Source organism: Variovorax sp. 01N429, from assembly GCF_056399425.1.
Genome location: NZ_JBFTRG010000002.1, coordinates 580,016 through 598,730, shown reverse-complemented (window position 1 = coordinate 598,730; position 18,715 = coordinate 580,016). Strand labels below are relative to the sequence as shown.

The 18,715-nt window shown below is 64.6% G+C and carries 19 protein-coding genes; 7 read left to right on the top strand and 12 right to left on the bottom strand.

Features of this window, described 5'->3' with window-relative positions; all coding sequences use genetic code 11:
- Positions 1–38: 38 nt before the first annotated feature.
- A complete protein-coding gene (locus tag AC1DSF_RS06040) occupies positions 39–2,099 on the bottom strand; it encodes a glycoside hydrolase family 28 protein (RefSeq protein WP_478182453.1) in 2,061 nt (686 codons plus the stop codon).
- Between the two features lie 454 nt (positions 2,100–2,553).
- Between AC1DSF_RS06040 and AC1DSF_RS06035 the strand changes: the two genes are divergently transcribed.
- Genes AC1DSF_RS06035 through AC1DSF_RS06025 form a run of 3 tightly spaced genes read left to right on the top strand, consistent with a single transcriptional unit; the run spans position 2,554 to position 5,953 of the window.
- Positions 2,554–3,525 (top strand): Bug family tripartite tricarboxylate transporter substrate binding protein, encoded by a 972-nt coding sequence (locus AC1DSF_RS06035; protein ID WP_478123944.1) that lies wholly within the window; start codon positions 2,554–2,556, stop codon positions 3,523–3,525.
- Positions 3,526–3,557: 32 nt separating this feature from the next.
- Positions 3,558–4,469, top strand: coding sequence for a 5-dehydro-4-deoxyglucarate dehydratase (kdgD, locus tag AC1DSF_RS06030; RefSeq protein WP_478123943.1), 912 nt, complete (start codon positions 3,558–3,560; stop codon positions 4,467–4,469).
- 47 nt (positions 4,470–4,516) lie between these two features.
- The gene (locus AC1DSF_RS06025) at positions 4,517–5,953 is read left to right on the top strand and encodes an aldehyde dehydrogenase family protein (RefSeq protein ID WP_478182452.1); all 1,437 of its coding nucleotides are present in this window, start codon (positions 4,517–4,519) and stop codon (positions 5,951–5,953) included.
- On the opposite strand, the gene mog is transcribed toward AC1DSF_RS06025, so the two are convergent.
- Together mog and yjgA are read right to left on the bottom strand one after the other, a co-directional pair.
- A complete protein-coding gene (gene mog / locus AC1DSF_RS06020; RefSeq protein ID WP_478123941.1) occupies positions 5,938–6,561 on the bottom strand; it encodes a molybdopterin adenylyltransferase in 624 nt (207 codons plus the stop codon). The genes AC1DSF_RS06025 and mog overlap by 16 nt on opposite strands.
- Complete coding sequence (gene yjgA, locus AC1DSF_RS06015; protein WP_478123940.1) at positions 6,558–7,214, bottom strand: ribosome biogenesis factor YjgA; 657 nt, start codon at positions 7,212–7,214, stop codon at positions 6,558–6,560. Before yjgA ends, mog begins: the two co-directional genes overlap by 4 nt.
- A gap of 58 nt (positions 7,215–7,272) precedes the next feature.
- Between yjgA and pmbA the strand changes: the two genes are divergently transcribed.
- The 4 genes from pmbA to AC1DSF_RS05995 are packed head-to-tail and all read left to right on the top strand — an operon-like array spanning position 7,273 to position 10,600.
- Positions 7,273–8,643, top strand: coding sequence for a metalloprotease PmbA (gene pmbA / locus AC1DSF_RS06010; RefSeq protein WP_478182451.1), 1,371 nt, complete (start codon positions 7,273–7,275; stop codon positions 8,641–8,643).
- A gap of 26 nt (positions 8,644–8,669) precedes the next feature.
- Positions 8,670–9,395 carry an energy-coupling factor ABC transporter ATP-binding protein gene (locus AC1DSF_RS06005; RefSeq protein ID WP_478124001.1) on the top strand — a complete coding sequence of 242 codons (726 nt, stop codon included), beginning with the start codon at positions 8,670–8,672 and terminating at the stop codon, positions 9,393–9,395.
- Positions 9,388–9,981 carry a CbiQ family ECF transporter T component gene (locus tag AC1DSF_RS06000; protein WP_478123938.1) on the top strand — a complete coding sequence of 198 codons (594 nt, stop codon included), beginning with the start codon at positions 9,388–9,390 and terminating at the stop codon, positions 9,979–9,981. The genes AC1DSF_RS06005 and AC1DSF_RS06000 overlap by 8 nt, the downstream gene beginning before the upstream one ends.
- Before the next feature lie 25 nt (positions 9,982–10,006).
- The gene (locus tag AC1DSF_RS05995) at positions 10,007–10,600 is read left to right on the top strand and encodes a biotin transporter BioY (RefSeq protein ID WP_478123937.1); all 594 of its coding nucleotides are present in this window, start codon (positions 10,007–10,009) and stop codon (positions 10,598–10,600) included.
- Between the two features lie 11 nt (positions 10,601–10,611).
- Here the strand turns inward: AC1DSF_RS05995 and AC1DSF_RS05990 are convergent, their stop codons facing one another.
- The 9 genes from AC1DSF_RS05990 to nirD form a co-directional block, all read right to left on the bottom strand.
- Positions 10,612–11,061, bottom strand: coding sequence for a DUF6314 family protein (locus AC1DSF_RS05990; RefSeq protein WP_478123936.1), 450 nt, complete (start codon positions 11,059–11,061; stop codon positions 10,612–10,614).
- Complete coding sequence (locus AC1DSF_RS05985) at positions 11,058–11,522, bottom strand: NUDIX domain-containing protein (RefSeq protein WP_478123935.1); 465 nt, start codon at positions 11,520–11,522, stop codon at positions 11,058–11,060. The genes AC1DSF_RS05990 and AC1DSF_RS05985 overlap by 4 nt, the downstream gene beginning before the upstream one ends.
- 2 nt (positions 11,523–11,524) lie before the next feature.
- Positions 11,525–11,974, bottom strand: a complete 450-nt coding sequence (locus AC1DSF_RS05980) for a GatB/YqeY domain-containing protein (RefSeq protein WP_478123934.1) — start codon at positions 11,972–11,974, stop codon at positions 11,525–11,527.
- 109 nt (positions 11,975–12,083) lie between these two features.
- The gene (gene rpsU, locus AC1DSF_RS05975; RefSeq protein WP_007833691.1) at positions 12,084–12,296 is read right to left on the bottom strand and encodes a 30S ribosomal protein S21; all 213 of its coding nucleotides are present in this window, start codon (positions 12,294–12,296) and stop codon (positions 12,084–12,086) included.
- A gap of 100 nt (positions 12,297–12,396) precedes the next feature.
- Positions 12,397–13,635 carry a BaiN/RdsA family NAD(P)/FAD-dependent oxidoreductase gene (locus AC1DSF_RS05970; RefSeq protein WP_478123933.1) on the bottom strand — a complete coding sequence of 413 codons (1,239 nt, stop codon included), beginning with the start codon at positions 13,633–13,635 and terminating at the stop codon, positions 12,397–12,399.
- 37 nt (positions 13,636–13,672) lie between these two features.
- A complete protein-coding gene (gene cobA / locus AC1DSF_RS05965) occupies positions 13,673–14,461 on the bottom strand; it encodes a uroporphyrinogen-III C-methyltransferase (protein ID WP_478123932.1) in 789 nt (262 codons plus the stop codon).
- The gene (gene ybiB / locus AC1DSF_RS05960; RefSeq protein ID WP_478123931.1) at positions 14,458–15,411 is read right to left on the bottom strand and encodes a DNA-binding protein YbiB; all 954 of its coding nucleotides are present in this window, start codon (positions 15,409–15,411) and stop codon (positions 14,458–14,460) included. Before ybiB ends, cobA begins: the two co-directional genes overlap by 4 nt.
- 95 nt (positions 15,412–15,506) lie before the next feature.
- Positions 15,507–18,305, bottom strand: coding sequence for a nitrate reductase (locus tag AC1DSF_RS05955; RefSeq protein ID WP_478123930.1), 2,799 nt, complete (start codon positions 18,303–18,305; stop codon positions 15,507–15,509).
- A gap of 23 nt (positions 18,306–18,328) precedes the next feature.
- The gene (gene nirD, locus AC1DSF_RS05950; protein ID WP_478123929.1) at positions 18,329–18,709 is read right to left on the bottom strand and encodes a nitrite reductase small subunit NirD; all 381 of its coding nucleotides are present in this window, start codon (positions 18,707–18,709) and stop codon (positions 18,329–18,331) included.
- Positions 18,710–18,715: the final 6 nt, after the last annotated feature.

Genomic DNA, 18,715 nt, shown 5'->3' with positions numbered 1-18,715 from the left:
CTTCCCGGCACGACCAGCGGGGACTGAACGCTTTGTTCTCAGCGCGGGTCGCTGACGGTCGTGTTGTAGGTCTTGCCTGCGATTGACGTGTTGACGAGCGTGATGTCGTGCACGTTGTAGGCGTAGATCGGACCGGCAACCGTGGCGCTTGCGGGTCCGGTCGCCGTGGGGCTACCGAAATCGCAGTTGACGATGTTCACGCCCTCGATGGCTGGCACCGCCGGCGCCGGTGCGGGGCCGTTGTAGTCGAAGGCGACCGGTCCCTGCGCCACGATGGCCTGGAAGCACGAACCCGTGCTGCCGCCGAGCGTCACGTTCTTTGCGACGACATTGGATATGTTGATGTTCTTCAGCAATGCCGGACGCGTGCGGATGGCATCCTTCGACGGCTGGTAGTCGCAGTCGAAAGTGATGATCCCGCCTTGCGAGGCCGAAGGATTGCTGCTGGCCGCCGTGCTCACGCCAATGGGGACGTTGCCGTTGATGGGGCTGCCCGGCAGCAGGCTGCTGCCATAGCCCGCGCCCGTCAGGCTGACGCCGTTGGGCAGCGTCACGCCATCCACGTAGAAGTCCTTCACGAAGCCGCCGCGGTTCATGTTGGTCTTGATCCGGATCGCGATGTTCAGCGAGTTCGTGTCCCAGAACTTGTTGAGCATGGCGAGGTTGCGGCAATAGATCTTCTCGACGCCACCACCCATTTCGCTGCCCAGCGTGATGCCGCCGTGGCCGCTGTTCATGGTGCAGTTCTGGATGACGTGGTTGTTGGCCGAGCCGTACTCGTTGTCGAGGTTCTTGCCGGACTTGATTGCGATGCAGTCGTCGCCGGTGTTGAACACCACGTCCTCACAGAGCACGTTGTTGCAGGCGTCCGGGTCGAAGCCGTCGTTATTCGGGCCGATGCTGTTGACGGTGACGTTGCGGATCACCACGTTCGTGCAGTCGGTGGGGTGGTGCTGCCAGAACGGCGTGTTCTGGGTCTGGTAGCCCTCCATCAGCACGTTGGTGCAGCCCAGGAATTCGACCATGCAGGGCCGCAGGTAGTGGCCCTTGCCGAAGATTCGTTTGTCGATCGGCACGCCGGCCTCGGACAGTGCCGGCAGATAGTTCTGGTCTTGCTGCCAAGGCGTGATCGGGTTGGTCAGCAGCGCATAGAGCGCATCGGAGATGCCCGGCGCGGCGGTGCGGAGGTCGACGTTGAGCGCGTTGTTGCTCGCCTGCGATGGCGTTGCGCTGGCGCTCACGAATCCATAGGCGCCGCTGTTGCCCTTGAAGGTCCACCAACACGTGCTGGTGTTGCCGGTTCCCGCGAATGGCGTCATGGCCTGACCGTTGAAGACCGACGTATCGCCTTCACCGGTGACGGCGATGTTTTTCTCGTTGCGTGCGTAGATGGGTGCGCCGAAGTTCAGGCAATCATTCGCTTGCCAGCGGCCATAGAACAACTGACCGTTGGTGCCGCAATCGACCGGGCCGTCCTTGGCATAGTCATTCGGATTCGGACTGAAGTAGATCGTGCAGTTCTGGCTCAGGTGGAAATTGACATTGCTCTTCAGCACGATCGGTCCGGCGCAATACCACGTACCCGATGGAACCACGACACGGCCACCGCCGGCGCTGTTGCACGCGGCAATCGCAGCGAGGAATGCCGGGCGCGAATCGAAGGAGTTCGGCGCATTCGTCGTGTCGGCGCCGACGCTGAGCGGCGACTTCGCCGGGTCGATGTACGGGTTGGTGGCAGGCACGGTGCTGCACACCTGCGCGCCGAAGTCCGTGACCACGAAGTCGCGGCTCGGGAACATCGAGCGATCGATGCTCTTCAGCGAATCGATGATCTTCGTGCCCAAGCCCGCTGGGCCCCAGATTGGATCGGCCGGTGGTTCGACCGGCGCGACGGTCGTCGGAGGGGTGCCTGTCGCGGGAGGCGATGCCGGCGAGATGAATGCCCCGCCGTTACCGCCGCCGCCGCACGCGCTCAGCAACGTGGCGCCTGCCGATGCGCTGGCCAAGGCGATGAACGATCGCCGTCCCGGTGATTGCACTCCGTGTGGCGCCGCCGCCAGCAAGGTGGGTTCCGTCGACTCTGTGCGAGGTTTTTTCATGGTGCTGTCTTTTCGATGTGGAGCGAAAGGGAAGGAGGGGAGAGGGAGGGGAGAGAGGGGGAGTGGAGACGTGCGGCCGGCCAGTCTTGCGACGGGGTGGCGAGAGGAAGCAACAGCCCGAGGGCGGAGCGGTGCGAACTTGCGAGATGGATTGGTTCCATCGATGCTCCGACTGTAGTTATTGGTTATCGGTTGTCCTACAAGACGCGGCGATTATTTGCAGCGCGCCAGAGCCTGTCAACGGAATTGACGACGAGCGGTCTGAGGGCAAACCCGGGGATTCTTCGGGGGACGAAGGGAGTATTCAGCGCCGGTGAGGCGAATTCATGGGCTCGCCGAGGGCTGGACATCCTTGCTGACAAGTTATACGATAACCGATGACGCGCCCGATGAGGCGCATTTGGCGCGGAGCGCGGTGTGGCTCTGCTCGCTCATCCCAACTGGAGACATACAAGTGGCCTTGACTCGACGTGATCTGATACTCGGTGCCCTCGGCAGCGGCTTGGCGGCCGCAGGTGCGCAAGCTGCCGACGCCTGGCCCGCAAAGCCCATTCGAATCGTTGTTCCGTATCCGCCCGGAGGCTCGTCGGACATCATCGCGCGCCTGCTCAGCCAACCATTGGCCGAGGCGCTCAAGCAGACCGTCATCGTCGAGAACAGAGCCGGGGCCAACGGCAATCTCGGCGCCGACCTGGTGGCGAAGGCCCCTGGCGATGGCTACACGCTGTTGTTGTGCGACGTCGGCGCGCTGGCGATCAGCCCTTCTGTCTACACGAAGCTGTCCTTCGATCCGTCGAAGGACTTGCGCGGCGTGACCATGCTGGCCTATTCGCCGCACCTGCTCGTCGTGCATCCGTCGGTGCCGGCCAACAACTTCAAGGAACTGGTCGCCCTCTCGAAGAAGACCGACCTGAATTTCGCCGTGACCGCAACCGGCAGTGCGCCGCACCTCGCCGGTGTCGCGCTCGAACGCGCAAGCGGCGCCCGCTGGCAGTACGTTCCCTACAAGGGTGGCGTGCAGGCTGTGCAGGACACGGTTGGCGGACAGACGCAGGTGCTCATGAACGGCATGCTCGCGACACTGCCTCATGTGCAAAGCGGCAAGCTGAAGGTGCTGGGCGTCTCGAAGGCAACGCGCATGCCGCTGATCGGCGATGTGCCGACCATCGCCGAGCAAGGCGTTCCCGGCTTCGAGTCAGGCACCTGGCAAGGCGTGCTCGCCCCGCGCGGCACGCCGGACGCGATCGTGCAGCGCCTCAACAAGGAACTGATCGCGATCATCCGGTCAGCCGACACCCGTTCACGCCTGGCCGGCCAGGGCGCCGAGGTTGTAACGATGACACCTGCCGAGCAGGAGCAGTTCTTCGACAAAGAGCGCTCACGCTGGGCCAAGGTCGTTTCTGCAGCCCAGATCAAGCTCGACTGATCCGGCTATTTTTCCCCTCCACCTTCACTCACATGAACCCGCAAGAACTCAAATCCATCATGGGCTCCGGCCTGCTGTCGTTTCCGCTGACCGACTTCGACGCGAACGGCGACTTCGACAAGAAGGGCTACATCAAGCGGCTCGAATGGCTGGCGCCCTACGGTGCCAGTGCCTTGTTCGCTGCCGGCGGCACGGGCGAATTCTTCTCGCTGACGGGTGACGAGTTCCCGGAGATCATCAAGACGGCCGTGGACACCTGCCGCGGCAAGGTGCCGATCATTGCGGGCGCCGGTGGCCCGACGCGCTTTGCCATCCAGTGCGCGCAGGCGGCCGAGAAGGCTGGTGCCCATGGCGTGCTGCTGCTGCCGCACTACCTGACCGAAGCGGGCCAGGAAGGCTTGGCAGCGCACGTCGAAGCCGTCTGCAAGAGCGTGAAGTTCGGCGTGATCGTCTACAACCGCGGCCAGAGCAGGCTGTACCCGGACACCCTCGAAAAGCTGGCCGAGCGCTGCCCCAATCTGGTCGGCTTCAAGGACGGCATCGGCGACATCGAACTGATGAGCTCGATTCACTTGCGCATGGGTGACCGCTTTGCTTATCTCGGTGGACTGCCGACTGCAGAGGTCTACGCGGCTGCCTACAAGGCGCTGGGCACCCCGGTGTATTCGTCGGCCGTCTTCAACTTCATCCCGAAGACGGCGATGCAGTTCTACGAGGCAGTTGCAAAGGACGACATGGCGACGCAACATCGCCTGCTCAAGGAGTTCTTCATGCCTTATCTGGATATCCGCAACAAGGGGCAGGGCTACGCAGTGAGCATCGTGAAGGCCGGCGCGAAGATCGCCGGTCATGACGCCGGCCCGGTGCGCCTGCCGTTGACGGACCTGAAGGCTGACGAATACCAAGCGCTTGCCGCGTTGATCGACAAGCTCGGCCCACAGTAAGCGTCCAAGCATCCCGACATCAAGCCCAAGCATCGAGGTACCACCGCATGCAGAATTTCGACAATCTCATCAACGGCGAATGGCTGGCAGGCGCCAGCTACAGCGCCAACACCAACCCGAGCAATCTGGCCGACGTGCTGGGCCAGTACGCACAGGGCGACGCGACCCATGTCGATGCTGCGGTGGCGGCCGCTACCGCCGCTTTCCCCGCCTGGTCCACAGGGGGAGTGCAGGCGCGCTCCGAGGCGCTTGACAAGATCGGCAACGAAATCATCGCGCGCAAGGAAGAGCTTGGCACGCTGCTCGCCCGTGAGGAAGGCAAGACCAAGGCAGAAGGCATCGGCGAAGCAACACGTGCCGGCCAGATCTTCAAGTTCTTCGCCGGCGAGTGCCTGCGCCTGTCGGGCGAGATCATTCCGTCGGTGCGTCCCGGCATCGGCATCGAAATCACGCGCGAGCCTGTGGGCGTGGTCGGGCTCATCACGCCCTGGAACTTCCCCATCGCGATCCCCGCGTGGAAGATCGCGCCCGCCTTGGCCTTCGGAAATTGCGTCGTGCTCAAGCCGGCCGACCTCGTGCCCGGCTGCGCCTGGGCGCTGGCTGAAATCATCAGCCGCTCGGGTATTCCAGCCGGCGTGTTCAACCTCGTGATGGGCCGAGGCAGCGTCATCGGCAACGCCTTGGTCGACCATCCGGGCATCCATGCGATCAGCTTTACCGGCTCGGTCGGCGTCGGCCGCGGCATCGCCGTGCAATGCGCGACGAAGCATAAGAAGGTTCAGCTCGAAATGGGCGGCAAGAATCCGCAAGTCGTGCTGGACGACGCCGATCTGAACCAGGCGGTAGAGCTCAGCGTGCAGAGCGCCTTCTATTCGACGGGCCAGCGCTGCACGGCGTCCAGCCGGCTGATCGTCACCGAAGGCATCTATCCCAAGTTCATCGAGGCGATGAAGGCCCGCATGGCGAAGATCAAGGTGGGCGACGCGCTGGCGCAAGGCACCGACGTCGGTCCGGTCTCGAGCGAAAGCCAGCTCCGCCAGGATCTGGACTACATCGAAATCGGTCAATCCGAAGGCGCCACCCTTGCCGCAGGCGGTGAGCGGCTGAAACTCGACACTGACGGCTTCTACATGAGTCCGGCGTTGTTCAGCGAATCGATTGCATCGATGCGCATCAACAAGGAAGAGATCTTCGGGCCGGTGGCGAGTGTGATCCGCGTGAAGAACTACGAAGAGGCTCTGGCGACGGCGAACGACACCGAGTTTGGTCTTTCAGCCGGCATTGCGACCACCAGCCTGAAATACGCGACGCACTTCAAGCGCCATAGTCAGGCCGGCATGGTGATGGTAAACCTGCCGACGGCGGGCGTGGACTATCACGTGCCGTTTGGCGGCCGCAAGGGCTCGAGCTACGGCCCGCGCGAGCAGGGCCGCTACGCTCAGGAGTTCTTCACGACCGTGAAGACCGCCTACACGCTGCCCTGAGAGGGCGGACGAGAGATCGGACGGATGGCGGTCTTGGGGCGGAACGCCTTGCAGACCGTGTCGTTCGTTTCAAGATAAGGGCCGCCGATCAGGTCGATGCAATAGGGCACGGCTGCGAAGATGCCCGGCACGGCCTGCGATCCGTCGGCGTTCTTCAGGCCTTCGAGCGTCTCGGCAATCGACTTCGGCTGGCCGGGCAGGTTGATGATCAGGCTCTGGTCGCGAACCACGGCGACCTGGCGCGAAAGAATCGCCGTGGGCACGAAGCGAAGGCTGATCTGCCGCATCTGCTCGCCAAAACCCGGCATTTCCTTGTGCGCCACCGCGAGCGTCGCTTCCGGCGTGACGTCGCGCAAGGCCGGGCCCGTGCCGCCGGTCGTCAGGACCAGCGAACAGCCCGCATCGACCAGTTCGATCAGCGCTGCGCTGATGCCGGCCTGATCGTCGGGAATCAAGCGTGACTCGAACGTGATCGGGTTGCGCAGCGCACGCTCGAGCCAATCCTTCAGCGCAGGAAGCCCCTTGTCTTCGTAGGCGCCGCTCGATGCGCGATCGCTGACCGAGACGATCCCGATACGCACTTGGTCGAGGGCGGTGAGCTCGGTCATGCGTCCTCTTCGCGCGCTTGCTCGGCGGCTTCGGCGGCGTGGTCGGCGGTGCCGTGCACGCGCAACTGGTCGCGAACGATCTGGAAGATTTCTCGGTACGCCTTGCCTTGGCGGGGCGCTTCGCCAGGCGGACCTGCCTTGATGTCCTTGCGTGCCTGACGCACGAGCGCGCGCAACTGCTGCGCATCGGTGCCCGGATGGGTTTCAATCCAGCCGCCCAGCGCGTCGTCATCGGCGATGAGGCGATCTCGCCAGCGTTCGGCCTCGTGCAGTGCGGCGGTTTCCTGGGCGGGCGCGCGGTTCTGTTCGTCGAGCGCTGCGCGGATCGCCTCGATCGCGGTCGGATCCAGCCCGCGCATCAGCTTGCCGATGAACTGCATCTGGCGACGCTTGCCTTCGAAATTCGTGATGCGCTTGGCATCCTCGACCGCGTCCTTGAGCTTGTCGCTCAGGTCCAGCTTGTCGAACAGGCCGGCGCGCAGCGACAGCAGTTCTTCGCCCAGCGCCTGGAGTTCGGAGCTCTCGCGTTTGAGTTCGGTCTTGCTCGCCGCGTCGGTGCCTTTGAGCTCGCGCTTGAGCTCGAGGTCGAGTTCGCTGCCTTCGGCCACGAACTGGCCGCGGACGAAGTAGCCTTTTTTGGGTTTGCGGGACATAGAAGCAATCGTTGGCCGCTCCATGGAGAACGGAGGGCGCAAGTATCATAGCCAACACATGACCACACCATCCTCGCGCGCCGATTCCGGCTTCGCCTACAGCCGTTCATTCTTCGAAAACCTGGTCGACTCGGCCTTGGCGCAGGCCAAGAAGCTCGGGGCCACCGACGCCGGCGCGGAGGCGTCCGAGGGCTGCGGCCTGAGCGTTTCGGTGCGCAAGGGCGAGCTCGAAAACGTGGAGCGCAACCGCGACAAATCGCTGGGCGTCACTGTCTACGTCGGCCATCGCCGCGGAAACGCCAGCACGTCTGATTTTTCCGACGCCGCCGTCGCGCAGACCGTGCAGGCGGCCTACGACATTGCCCGCTTCACGGCGGAAGACCCTGTCAGCGGACTGCCTGATGAAGCCGACATCGCCAAGGAATACCCTGATCTTGACCTGTTCCACCCCTGGGATGTCACCAGCGAGCAGGCGGCGGCGCTTGCGCTCGAATGCGAAGCCGCCGCAATGACGACGGACAAGCGCATCACCAACAGCGAAGGGGCGGGCGTCTCGGCGCAGCAGAGCCACTTCTTCAGTGCCCATACGCGGGGCTTTCGCGGCGGTTATGCCAGTTCGCGCCATTCGATCTCGGTGGCACCGATCGCCGGCAAGGGCGACGAGATGCAGCGCGACGCGTGGTACAGCTCGATGCGTTCGGCCGACGAACTCGCGAGTCCGCAGGCCGTTGGCCGCTATGCCGCCGAGCGCGCATTGAGCCGACTCAAGTCGCGCAAGATCAAGACGACCCAATGCCCGGTGTTGTTCGAGTCGCCACTCGCCGCCGGCTTGCTGGGTGGCCTCGTGCAGGCGACCAGCGGTGGCGCGCTGTACCGCAAAAGCACGTTCCTGCTCGACTCGTTGGGCAAGACCGTGTTGCCGTCGCACATCGACGTGCTTGAAGATCCTTACGTCCTCCGCGGCAAGGGAAGCTCGCCGTTCGACGACGAAGGCGTGGTCACGCACAAGCGCAAGCTGGTGGACGCCGGCCGCCTGGAGGGCTATTTCCTGAGCACCTACTCGGCTCGGAAGCTCGGCATGAAGACCACCGGCAATGCGGGTGGCTCACACAACCTGACATTGACTTCGCGCCTCACGAAAGAGGGCGACGATCTCGATGCGATGCTTGCCAAACTCGGCACGGGGCTGTTCGTGATCGAGCTCATGGGCCAGGGCGTGAACTACGTGACGGGCGACTACTCGCGTGGAGCGAGCGGCTTCTGGGTCGAGAAGGGCAAGATCGCATTCCCGGTGCAGGAAATCACCATCGCGGGCAACCTGAAGGACATGTTGCTGGGCATCGAGGCGGTCGGCGCGGATGCCTACAACTATGGCGCCAAGACGACCGGATCGCTGCTCGTCAACCGCATGAAGGTGGCGGGGAGCTGAGCTTGGCGGCTGGCGATGGTTGCCCGGTGGGGCAGCCGATCCGGTCTGAGGGGCGCGCGAGCGTCGGCATCCGCATCGAGGATGTCACGCTGGTGCGCGGCCATCAGCGGGTGTTCAAAGGGCTGACGCTCCATCTTCAGGAGTCAAGGATTGGGCTGATCGGTGACAACGGCGCGGGGAAGAGCAGTCTTTTTCGCCTCATCTGCGGGCTGGACCAGCCACAGCGAGGCCGCGTCTTCGTCCCCGAGCGCACGTCGCCTGGGTGTGTCGGGCTCATGTTTCAGAACCCTGACGATCAGATCATCTTTCCAACGGTGGCCGAGGAGTTGGCCTTCAGTCTGACCGCGCTTGGCGAAACGCGACAGGTGGCCCGGCGGCGGGTGCTGGACTTCCTGGCCAGCCGAGGGTTGTCCGCCTGGGCGGGACGGGCCGTGGGCGAACTGAGCCAGGGGCAGCGTCAGCAGGTATGCCTTCTGGCGCTGCAGATCAGCGAGCCCGCGACGCTGCTCCTGGACGAGCCTTTCGCCAGCCTCGATCTGCCGAGCCAGGCGAGGCTGGCCGCGCAGCTGGAAGCCTCTCCCCAGCAGATCATCGTGTCGACCCATCTCCTGGAGCACGTGCACGGGTTCGAGCGCGTGCTGTGGCTGGAGGAGGGACGCGTGCGCGCCGATGGGCCGGGGCGCGAGATCTGCCAGGCGTATGCCAGCTACGTGCGCGAGCGCGCCGGGACAGGCGAGGGCGGCCATGCGTAGCCTTTACTCGGCTCAGCTCACATGGATGCATGCGGTGCCTGCGTGGATCAAGCTTGCGGTGCTGTCGGTCTGCGGCACGGCGCTCGTGTGGGTCGGCCGGCCTTCGTTTCTGCTGGCGGGTTGCGCATTGACGCTGCTCGTCTTCGCCTCGCTCGGCGCGCCTGCATGGCGCCGCGTGCGCATGCTGGGGGGCATTGCCGTTGCCTGCGCACTGATCGTCATCTTTCACTGGGCGCTGGGCACGACCGGCCAGGGGCTGGCGAGCGCCTTGCGGCTCGCGAGTGCGGCAACGCTCGCGCTGATGCTGACGCTGACCACGCGCTTCGAAGACTTGCTGGCGGTGCTGGAGGCAGTCCTCCGCCCTTTGCGGCATGTCGGCGTTCCGACTGAGCGCGTCGCCCTCGCGCTGGGCCTGATGCTTCGGTTTGCCGAGAACTTCTATGTCCAGTGGCGTCGGCTCGACGACGCGCACCGCGCCCGCACGGGCCGCGGCGGCGGTCTGCGACTGCTGGCGCCGTTGACGATCCGCACGCTCCAAACCGCGGACCGCGTCGCTGATGCCTTGGCTGTACGGCAGGGCAAATGACCTTTCATCCATCCTTCCTAATTTCATGACCTCAAACGCTCCTGCCAACTCGTCCTCTCGTTCAATTGCCTACATCGCCCTGTTCGCGGCACTAATGGCCGTGCTGGGCATGATCCCGAAGATCGATCTGCCTTTCGGGGTGCCCATCACGCTGCAGTCACTTGGCGTCATGCTGGCGGGCTGCCTCCTTGGGCCACGGCGCGCATTTCTGGCCATTGCCCTGTTCCTGCTCGCCGTTGCGTTGGGCCTGCCTCTGCTGCCAGGCGGGCGAGGCGGATTCAGCGTGTTCGTCGGAGCGACCTCTGGCTTCTTGTTCGGCTGGATGTTCGGCGCTTTCGCCTGTGGTCTGCTGATGCGCCTGCTGGTGCCTCGACTGGGCACTACCACGGGCAAGGGTGTGCTCGCCGCCAGCTTCGCTTCTTCTGTGGTCGGCGGCATTGCCGTGGTCTACGCGTTCGGGATCCTCGGGCTGTCGCTGGTCGCCCATATGTCGCTGACGCAGGCGGCCCTGGCCATGCTGATCTTCATTCCCGGTGACCTGGTCAAGGCCGGAATCTGCGCCGTGGTCGTGCAGACGGTGATGCGCGGCATGCCAAGCTGGCAACTCGGCGGCGACTGACGCGAGCCGGCTTATGGCGTGGTGGGGCGTCGGAAGACGGTGACTGAAACGTAGTTCTTGCGCGGCCCGCGCACCGAGTGGCGGATGACGAAGGTCCCGTCGGCCATGAAGCGGTAGTCACTGTCGTAGACGTCCGGAGCGCACAGGTGGGTGGCCGAGCCTGCGAGCACGTCGCCTTCGCGCGCGAGTTGGATCTGGTGGAAGAGTCGGGGCGGCACTTCGGCAAAGAACACCAGAAAGCCAAGTCGCGAGCGCTCGAAACGGTATTCGCGATGCGCGTCGAACGCTTGCCCGCCTGCCAAAGTGACCCTGCCTTCTTCGCGGTAGCCGAGGGCATCGCGGCCCAGTTGGCTGAACCAGGCGATGCCGGTCATCGCTGCCTGGTTCTCGATGGTCCGGGCGAGGTCCCAGGTGCCTTCCAGCCGATCGAAGACGCCATCCGCGTCGGCCCAGCAGGTCATGCCGGCAATGTTCCGGCGAGGCGCTGCCGGACCTTGGTGATGACCCGCACGTAGGGCTCCGCGAACGCGCCGAGAGGCGCGTCGTGCGTCAGCCAGCTGAAGCTGAAGACGAGGCCGTCTTCCTCGGGGCTCCCCGAGGCCACGTGATCGAAGGTCTCCGGCAGCAGCCCCGTTGAACGCATCAGGAACACGTGCCAGAGCTGCGGATGCCGGCGCTTGTTGCCTTCGACACCGGCCTCGCAATGCCGGTCGATGGTGCCCAGCGAAAGCAGATCGCCCGTGTAGTGGATCCCGGACTCTTCCAGCAATTCGCGACGGACGGCCGCTTCGGGCGCCTCGCCAGGCTCGATGGTGCCCTTGGGCAACTGCATGCTCCGGTCCTCGGGATGGTGAAAGACCAGCAGACGGCCCCGATCGTCCACCAGACAGGCACAGGCCTTGAGAACGGGATGCGCCGTCACGTTCAGGCGCCTGAGAGAGCGGCCTTCACCGCTGCGCTGACTTGTCCCATATCGGCCTTGCCCGCGAGACGGGTCTTGACTGCGCCCATGACCTTCCCCATGTCGCCCGGCCCCTTGGCGCCGAGTTCGGCAACGATGGCTTTCACTTCGACGGCCACCTCTTCGGCGCTCATGCGCTGGGGTAGATAGACCTCCAGCACCTTGATCTCGGCGGCTTCCTTGTCGGCCAGGTCGGGGCGGTTGCCTTGCGTGAACGCCGCGACCGAATCCTTGCGCTGCTTCACCAGCTTGTCGACGATGGCCACCACTGCGGCATCGTCCAGTTCGATGCGTTCGTCGACCTCTTTCTGCTTCATCGCTGCGAGCAGCAGGCGAATGGTGCCCAGGCGTTCCGAGTCCTTGGCGCGCATCGCGGTCTTCATGTCTTCGGTGATCTGTTCCTTGAGGCTCATGGCTGGCTTTCTATGACGGTCGAAAAACAAAAAAGCCGCGGCAGGTAGTCCTGGCGCGGCTTGGAAGCGGCTGAACCGGGCGTTGGCGTCGCGCCAGCGCCTCGGGTGATCAGTACAGCTTCTTGGGGAGTTGCATGCTCCGCACGCGCTTGTAGTGGCGCTTGACGGCGGCTGCCTTCTTGCGCTTGCGCTCGGCGGTCGGCTTTTCGTAGAACTCGCGGGCACGCAGATCGGTCAGCAGGCCGAGCTTTTCGATAGTGCGCTTGAAGCGGCGCAGCGCGACGTCGAACGGCTCGTTTTCTTTTACGCGGATGGTGGTCATTTAAAAAATTGGGTCTGTTGAATTTGGCCTGGGGAAGATCGGGCCCCGGGCCGGGGTTCCTCAACTGAAAAGGGATTAGGCCGTTGAGGGAAGGCCAAAGTTAGCCGGGCATTATAGCGTCAGCTTTGCCGTCCAACGCCAGTGCCCGCGCGCATGCATGGGCGCTGGCCCAGGCCCATTGAAAGTTGTAACCGCCGAGCCAGCCGGTCACGTCGACCACCTCGCCGATGAAGTACAGCCCGGGCTGTTTCGACTCCAAGGTTTGCGACGAGAGATCGCGCGTGTCGACGCCGCCTGCCGTGACTTCCGCCTTTTTGTAACCCTCCGTGCCGCTGGGCGTGATCTGCCAGCGCGCGATCCGGTCGGCCAGCGCCGAAATCGCCCGATCGCCCGCTTCATTGATCGGGCGCTGCAAGGATGAGTCCTGGTCGACCCATGCGTCGGCGAGGCGCGAGGGCACCAGGGCGGCCAGTTCGTTGTTGATGCGTTTGCGCGAGCGCTGCTTGGCTTCGGCGAGCGCGGTGGCGACACCGATGCCGGGTGCAAAGTCGATCGTGAGCGGCGCGCCTGGTCGCCAATAGCTTGAAATCTGCAGTACCGCGGGGCCCGACAGCCCGCGATGTGTGAACAGCAAGTCTTCGAGGAAGCTCATGCGTTCCTTCTTGCTACCGGTTTCGATTCGAACAGGCAGCGCGAGGCCCGCCAGTGCCGAATAGGGCTCCCATCCCTCGCCGCCGAAAGTGAGCGGAACCAGAGCCGGCCGCGGCGGGACAACGCGCAAGCCGAACTGCGTTGCAAGCCGATAGCCGAAGTCGCTGGCGCCGATCTGCGGGATGGAAAGACCGCCCGTGGCAACCACGAGGCGCGGTGCGCGCACCGCGCCGCGGCTTGTTTCGACCTGATAGCCGCCGCCGTTCGTGTGGGCTATGGCGCCCACCCTGCAGGGTTGCCAATGCGAGACGGCGCCGGCGCTGCACTCGGCGAGCAGCATGTCGATGATCTGCTGCGAAGGACCGTCGCAAAAGAGTTGGCCCTTGTGCTTTTCGTGGAACGCGATTCCGTGCTTCTGGACGAGATCAATGAATTGCTGCGGCGCATAGCGCGACAGAGCAGAGCGACAGAAATTGGGGTTGTCGCCGATGAAATGCCGTTGCGGCGCGCGCACGTCCAGGTCGCGGTTGGTGAAGTTGGCACGCCCGCCGCCTGAAATGCGGATCTTCTCGGCAATGCGTTCGCTATGGTCGAGAAGGAGCACGCGCAGCCCCTGCTGGCCGGCCAAGGCGGCGCAGTACAACCCGGCAGCGCCCGCGCCGATGACGATGGTGTCGTAGGAACTCAACGCTCGCCGCCCGCAGCCTTGAAGGGTTCGCCGCTCATCAGGTGCCGAATCGAGAGGCGGCGGTTCCGACTGCGGCCATTCCGCGCAAGACGTCGCCGACGACGATGATCGAGGGGCTGGCGAGGCCCGCGTCAGCCAAGTCCGCGCGAAGCTTGGCAAGCGTGGTTGCGATATGCCTTTGCTGCGGCAGGCTCGCGTGCTGGATCACCGCCACCGGCGTGTCGGCCGAAAGACCATGAAGCAGTTCGTTCTGGATGTGCGCCACGCCGGTGACGCCCATGTAGATCACCAGCGTCAGGCGTGCATCGCGTGCAGTGGCGGCGAGCTGGCGCCAATCCGTCGGGTGCTCATCGGCAGCGTGCCCGGTCTTGGCATGTCCGGTGACGAACACCACTCCTTGGGCGTGATCGCGATGGGTAAGCGGCACGCCAAGCGCGGTGACTGCGGCCAGCCCTGCCGTGATGCCGTTGACGACCTGCGCCTCGATGCCGGCTTCGCGCAGGTGTTCGACTTCCTCGCCGCCACGGCCGAAGATGAAAGGATCGCCACCCTTGAGACGCACGACGGTCTCTCCTTCATGGGCGGCGGTGATCATGAGCCGCTCGATGAACGCTTGGGGCGTGCTTCGGCAGCCGCCTCGCTTCCCGACATGAACGATGCGCGCACCGGGTCTCGCATAAGCCAGGATTTCTTCGCTGACGAGGTCGTCGACCAAGAGCACCGTCGCGGCCTGGATGGCCTTGACGGCTTTGATTGTGAGCAGTTCGGGGTCGCCGGGGCCGGCGCCGACCAGCGTGCAACTGCCGTGGTGGGATGACTTGCTCATGGAGTTTCCGTGGTCTCTTTCGCTTTCCGCACCGCTGGGGTTACCTGCGCCAGCTTCGCCAATTGGACGATGTGCCCCACCTGTTGCGCGATGGCGTTTGGCACCGACGCTTCGCCCGCCAAGACGCGACGGGTGTAGGCCGCTGTCGTCGCGATGTCGATTTCGGTGGGCAGGCCAGGCACTTCACTTTGCGTGCCCGGCTGCTGCGCCTGCAATGCAACGTGGCGCCCGTGAACGAACCCGTCGATTTGCGCGGTGCGGCGCGGGTCGGCGGCGCTTTCGCCTTCCAGGCCGCGCGAGAGCAGGGCGGTCATCCCCATCAATTCGAAAGTCGCCGCCATCGACTGCGCATATTCGGGATGCGTATAGCTGCCGACGACCAGGCATTCACCTTCGCTCGGCTGCATCAGCTTGACCACGCTGTGTCCAGGATTGCGCAGGCCCACGACACGTCGCACATCGAGCAGGCGCTTCAGGCCCGGGGACAGCAGTTCGGTGGGCGCGAAGACGATCTCGCCATCGGCAATGGGACGAATGCTTTGCAGCGTCGGCACGTCCAGCGCCGAGAGCACGCTGGATGCCAGGACGCGCGTCGATTCCGTGGCGGCACCATGCACCAGCACAGGCAGGCCTTCGCGCGCCAGCAGCAGGGCGAGCAGCGGTGTCAGAACCGGAAGGCGTCGCGCGCCGTTGTAGCTCGGCAGCACCACGAGTGGGCGTTCCGTCGCTGGAAAGCGATGGAGCCGGACATGCGTCGCATCGAGGAAGCCTGCCAGTTCTTCTGGCGTCTCGCCCTTGATGCGCATCGCGAGGCAGAAGGCGCCGATTTCCAGATCTGTCACCGTGCCGTCGAGCACCTGGCCGAAGAGATCGCACGCTTGCTCGCGGTCCAGCGGCTTTGCACCGCGCGCGCCGCGACCGATTTCCTTGATGTATTGGCTGATTCCCATGGGTGCCCGGATTGTCCCGCATGACTTATGCCGCAAATGGGGCGCGCTTATGCCCCGTCGCCCAGGCGGGTTTATCGCGGTCGCCCCGTCAAGGCTCATGGCGACTCCGCCAGAACCGGCCCGGAGGACAAGCGCACCATCCGTTTCAGCTCGGTGATGCAAGACCCGCAATTGGTGCCGCATTTCAGCGCGCCCTGCAATGCGGCGAGTCGCTCCACGTCCGAGCCCGCGGAGGACGCGAGATGCTCGCCGATGGCGGTTTGCGTGACACCGAAGCAACTGCAGACGATTTTGCGTGCCGCGACACCGATGGGCGCCACCGAGGCGGGCCGCAGCAGTTGCCGGCCAAAGGCCTGCGCCGGCAGCCGGTCTTGCAGCAACGCCTTGATCCAGACTTCCGAGCGAGTGTCTCCGCCCAGCAGGAAGCCTTCGAGGTACGCGTTCGCGCCATTGCGTGTCAAACGGACCGCGCGACGCTGCCCGCGTTTTGCATCCGCGTAGCGCAGTGTGTCGGTGCCTGCGAGCGCAAGCAAGCCTTCTATCTGCGAGAGGACGGCGTCGGGTGGTGCCTCATGCGCGGCAGCCCGGAACAGCACGCCGGTGCGATCGGGACTCGCATCTTCGAGTGCAGCGCCTGCGGCAAAGGGCACGCAGCTGGCGAACGGAAACGCCGACATCAGGTTTCGCAACTCGCCGGCGACAGTCAGCGCGGCCTCCTGCGGGAGCCATGCGGCGGCGAGGAGTGTCCAGGGCATCTCGGCCTTGAGGACTTTCACTGCTGCGTGCTTGAGCTCGGGTTGCTTCGAATCGGGGCAGAAGCTGGAGGTCGTGAGGGCATTCACGCCCGCAAGCCGCGTGCCGGTGCTGGACGAGCCGCTCAGGTATTCGCCACCCCAATGCATTGCAATGAAGACTTGGCTCAAGCCGACATCGGCGCTGCCCGCGACGGGCACCACGATCGAGCCTCGGCGCGAGGTGACGTGCACGAGATCGCCCTCGGCCAATTGGCGCCTGGCCATGTCCTGCGGATGCATCTGAGCCACAGGCTCGGCGGCGTGGCCGAAGAGCCTGCCCAGTGTGCCGGTGCGGCTCATGCCGTGCCACTGGTCGCGCAGCCGGCCAGTGTTGAGAGAGAAGGGATAGCGCGCGTCACGGGGCTCGGTTACCGGCTTGTAGGGCGTATCGACGAACTGCGCGCGGCCATCGGGCGTTGGGAAGATGCCGTCCTCATAGAGCCGAGCGCGGCCTTCTGTCTCGCCTTCACGCAGTGGCCATTGCTGCGGCGCCGATTCGAGCATCGCGTAGCTCATTCCAGTGATGTCGAGGTCGCGCCCGCGCGTGGATTCGCGGTGTTCATTCCAGACCGACTCGGCATCCACGTAGGGAAAGAGCGTGGCTGTGCGGCCCAGGCGCTCCTCGAGCCGCCGCGCGAAACCCACGCCGATAGACCAGTCATTGCGAGCCTCGCCAGGCGGCGGCACAGCTCGCCGCACTCGAGAGATGCGGCGTTCGCTGTTGGTGACGGTGCCTTCCTTCTCGCCCCATGTGGTGGCTGGCAGCAGCAGGTCGGCGAACTCGCAGGTTGCCGTTTTCGCGAATGCCTCCTGCACCACGACGAACTCGCAGCGCTCGAGCGCGCGGCGCACCGTCGCCTGGTCGGGCATCGATTGCGCTGGGTTGGTGCAGGCGATCCAGAGCGCGCGGATTTCGCCGTCCGCCGCGGCCTGGAACATTTCGACCGCAGTCTTGCCCGGTCGAGCCGGCACATCGTCGATGCCCCACAGCGCCGCCACTTCGGCGCGATGCCGCGGATTGGCGAGATCGCGATGAGCGGAAAGAAGATTGGCCAACCCACCCACTTCGCGGCCGCCCATGGCGTTGGGCTGACCGGTGAGCGAGAAGGGCCCCGCGCCGAGTTTGCCGATCTGCGCCGTCGCCAGATGGAGGTTGATCAGGGCCGCGTTCTTCGCCGTTCCGGAAGAGGATTGGTTCAGGCCTTGGCAATACAGGCTCAGCGTCGCTGCAGAAGTCGCAAAGAGGCGCGCCGCCTCCAGGAGGTCGTCCTTGGAGATGCCGCAGACCTGTGCGACGCGGTCGGGTGTGCAGTCGCGCACCGTCGCTTTCAAGGCGTCGAAGCCGTTGGTGTGCTCGGCGATGTAGCGCGAATCCGCCCAGCCTTCCCACAGCATCAGGTGCAGCATGCCGTTGAAGAGCATCACGTCGGTACCCGGCTGGATCGGCAAGAACAGGTCAGCAATCTCGGCGGTGTCCGTGCGGCGAGGATCCGCCACGACGATCTTCATGGTTGGATTGGCCGCCTTCGCATCCTCGATGCGCCGGAACAAAATGGGATGCGCCCACGCAGTGTTGCTGCCGACGATGAAAAGGCACTGTGCGTGCTTCAGGTCGTCGTAGCAGGCTGGTGGTGCATCGGCGCCCAGCGTCTTCTTGTAGCCGGCCACCGCGCTGCTCATGCAAAGGCGCGAATTGGTGTCGATGTTGTTGGTGCCGACGAGCCCTTTGGCCAGCTTGTTGAAGACGTAATAGTCCTCTGTCAGCAGTTGTCCGGATACGTAGAAGCCGACGGCATCGGGGCCGCTTTCCTCGATGACCTGCGCGAATCGTTGCGCCGCGAGCCCCAGTGCGCCGTCCCATGTGATGGGCTCGGGGACGGAGTCACGAGTGGCACGCTGCAATGGCTGCAAAAGACGAGTCTGCATGGTGACGGCAGCGCTGGCGGTCAGGTGCAGCGTAGACCCTTTCGTGCACAGCCGACCGAAGTTGGCGGGGTGCGCCGGGTCCCCGCGCACGCCGGTGATCTGCGCGCCGTCGGACTCGATGATGACGCCACAGCCCACGCCGCAGTAGGGGCAGGTGGAGCGTGTTTCGTTCATGGTGCTGGCTCGGGTGAAGATAGTCAGTCTGCGACGACTGGCTGAGGCCCCGCCACAGGCCGCGAGAGATCGGTGGCGTGCAATTGGAGCTCGCCCGCATCGAGGTGCACCACACCGTTGGCGACTTTCACTGCAAAGCGCGGTGTGCAGCCTTCGTCGGGCGATTTCGCGCAACCATCGTCGAGTCCGATCGCCCAGTTGTGCAGCGGACAGGCCACGCTGGTGCCGAAGACGATGCCCTGGCTCAACGGTCCGCCCTTGTGCGGGCAGCGGTCGAGCAATGCAAAAACCTCGTCCTCTGAATTGCGGAACACCGCAACATCGATGCCCTGGGCGCGCGCCACTCGACGGGCACCAAGCACGGGAATGTCTTCGACCCGGCAGATCACTTTCCATTCGCTCATGATTCG

Excerpts from the sequence above, each read along its gene's own strand:
- AC1DSF_RS06040 (WP_478182453.1), bottom strand. The coding sequence starts at position 2,099 with ATGAAAAAACCTCGCACAGAGTCGACGGAACCCACCTTGCTGGCGGCG.
- kdgD (WP_478123943.1), top strand. The coding sequence starts at position 3,558 with ATGAACCCGCAAGAACTCAAATCCATCATGGGCTCCGGCCTGCTGTCG.
- AC1DSF_RS06025 (WP_478182452.1), top strand. The coding sequence starts at position 4,517 with ATGCAGAATTTCGACAATCTCATCAACGGCGAATGGCTGGCAGGCGCC.
- mog (WP_478123941.1), bottom strand. The coding sequence starts at position 6,561 with ATGACCGAGCTCACCGCCCTCGACCAAGTGCGTATCGGGATCGTCTCG.
- yjgA (WP_478123940.1), bottom strand. The coding sequence starts at position 7,214 with ATGTCCCGCAAACCCAAAAAAGGCTACTTCGTCCGCGGCCAGTTCGTG.
- pmbA (WP_478182451.1), top strand. The coding sequence starts at position 7,273 with ATGACCACACCATCCTCGCGCGCCGATTCCGGCTTCGCCTACAGCCGT.
- AC1DSF_RS06000 (WP_478123938.1), top strand. The coding sequence starts at position 9,388 with ATGCGTAGCCTTTACTCGGCTCAGCTCACATGGATGCATGCGGTGCCT.
- AC1DSF_RS05995 (WP_478123937.1), top strand. The coding sequence starts at position 10,007 with ATGACCTCAAACGCTCCTGCCAACTCGTCCTCTCGTTCAATTGCCTAC.
- AC1DSF_RS05990 (WP_478123936.1), bottom strand. The coding sequence starts at position 11,061 with ATGACCTGCTGGGCCGACGCGGATGGCGTCTTCGATCGGCTGGAAGGC.
- AC1DSF_RS05980 (WP_478123934.1), bottom strand. The coding sequence starts at position 11,974 with ATGAGCCTCAAGGAACAGATCACCGAAGACATGAAGACCGCGATGCGC.
- rpsU (WP_007833691.1), bottom strand. The coding sequence starts at position 12,296 with ATGACCACCATCCGCGTAAAAGAAAACGAGCCGTTCGACGTCGCGCTG.
- cobA (WP_478123932.1), bottom strand. The coding sequence starts at position 14,461 with ATGAGCAAGTCATCCCACCACGGCAGTTGCACGCTGGTCGGCGCCGGC.
- ybiB (WP_478123931.1), bottom strand. The coding sequence starts at position 15,411 with ATGGGAATCAGCCAATACATCAAGGAAATCGGTCGCGGCGCGCGCGGT.
- AC1DSF_RS05955 (WP_478123930.1), bottom strand. The coding sequence starts at position 18,305 with ATGAACGAAACACGCTCCACCTGCCCCTACTGCGGCGTGGGCTGTGGC.
- nirD (WP_478123929.1), bottom strand. The coding sequence starts at position 18,709 with ATGAGCGAATGGAAAGTGATCTGCCGGGTCGAAGACATTCCCGTGCTT.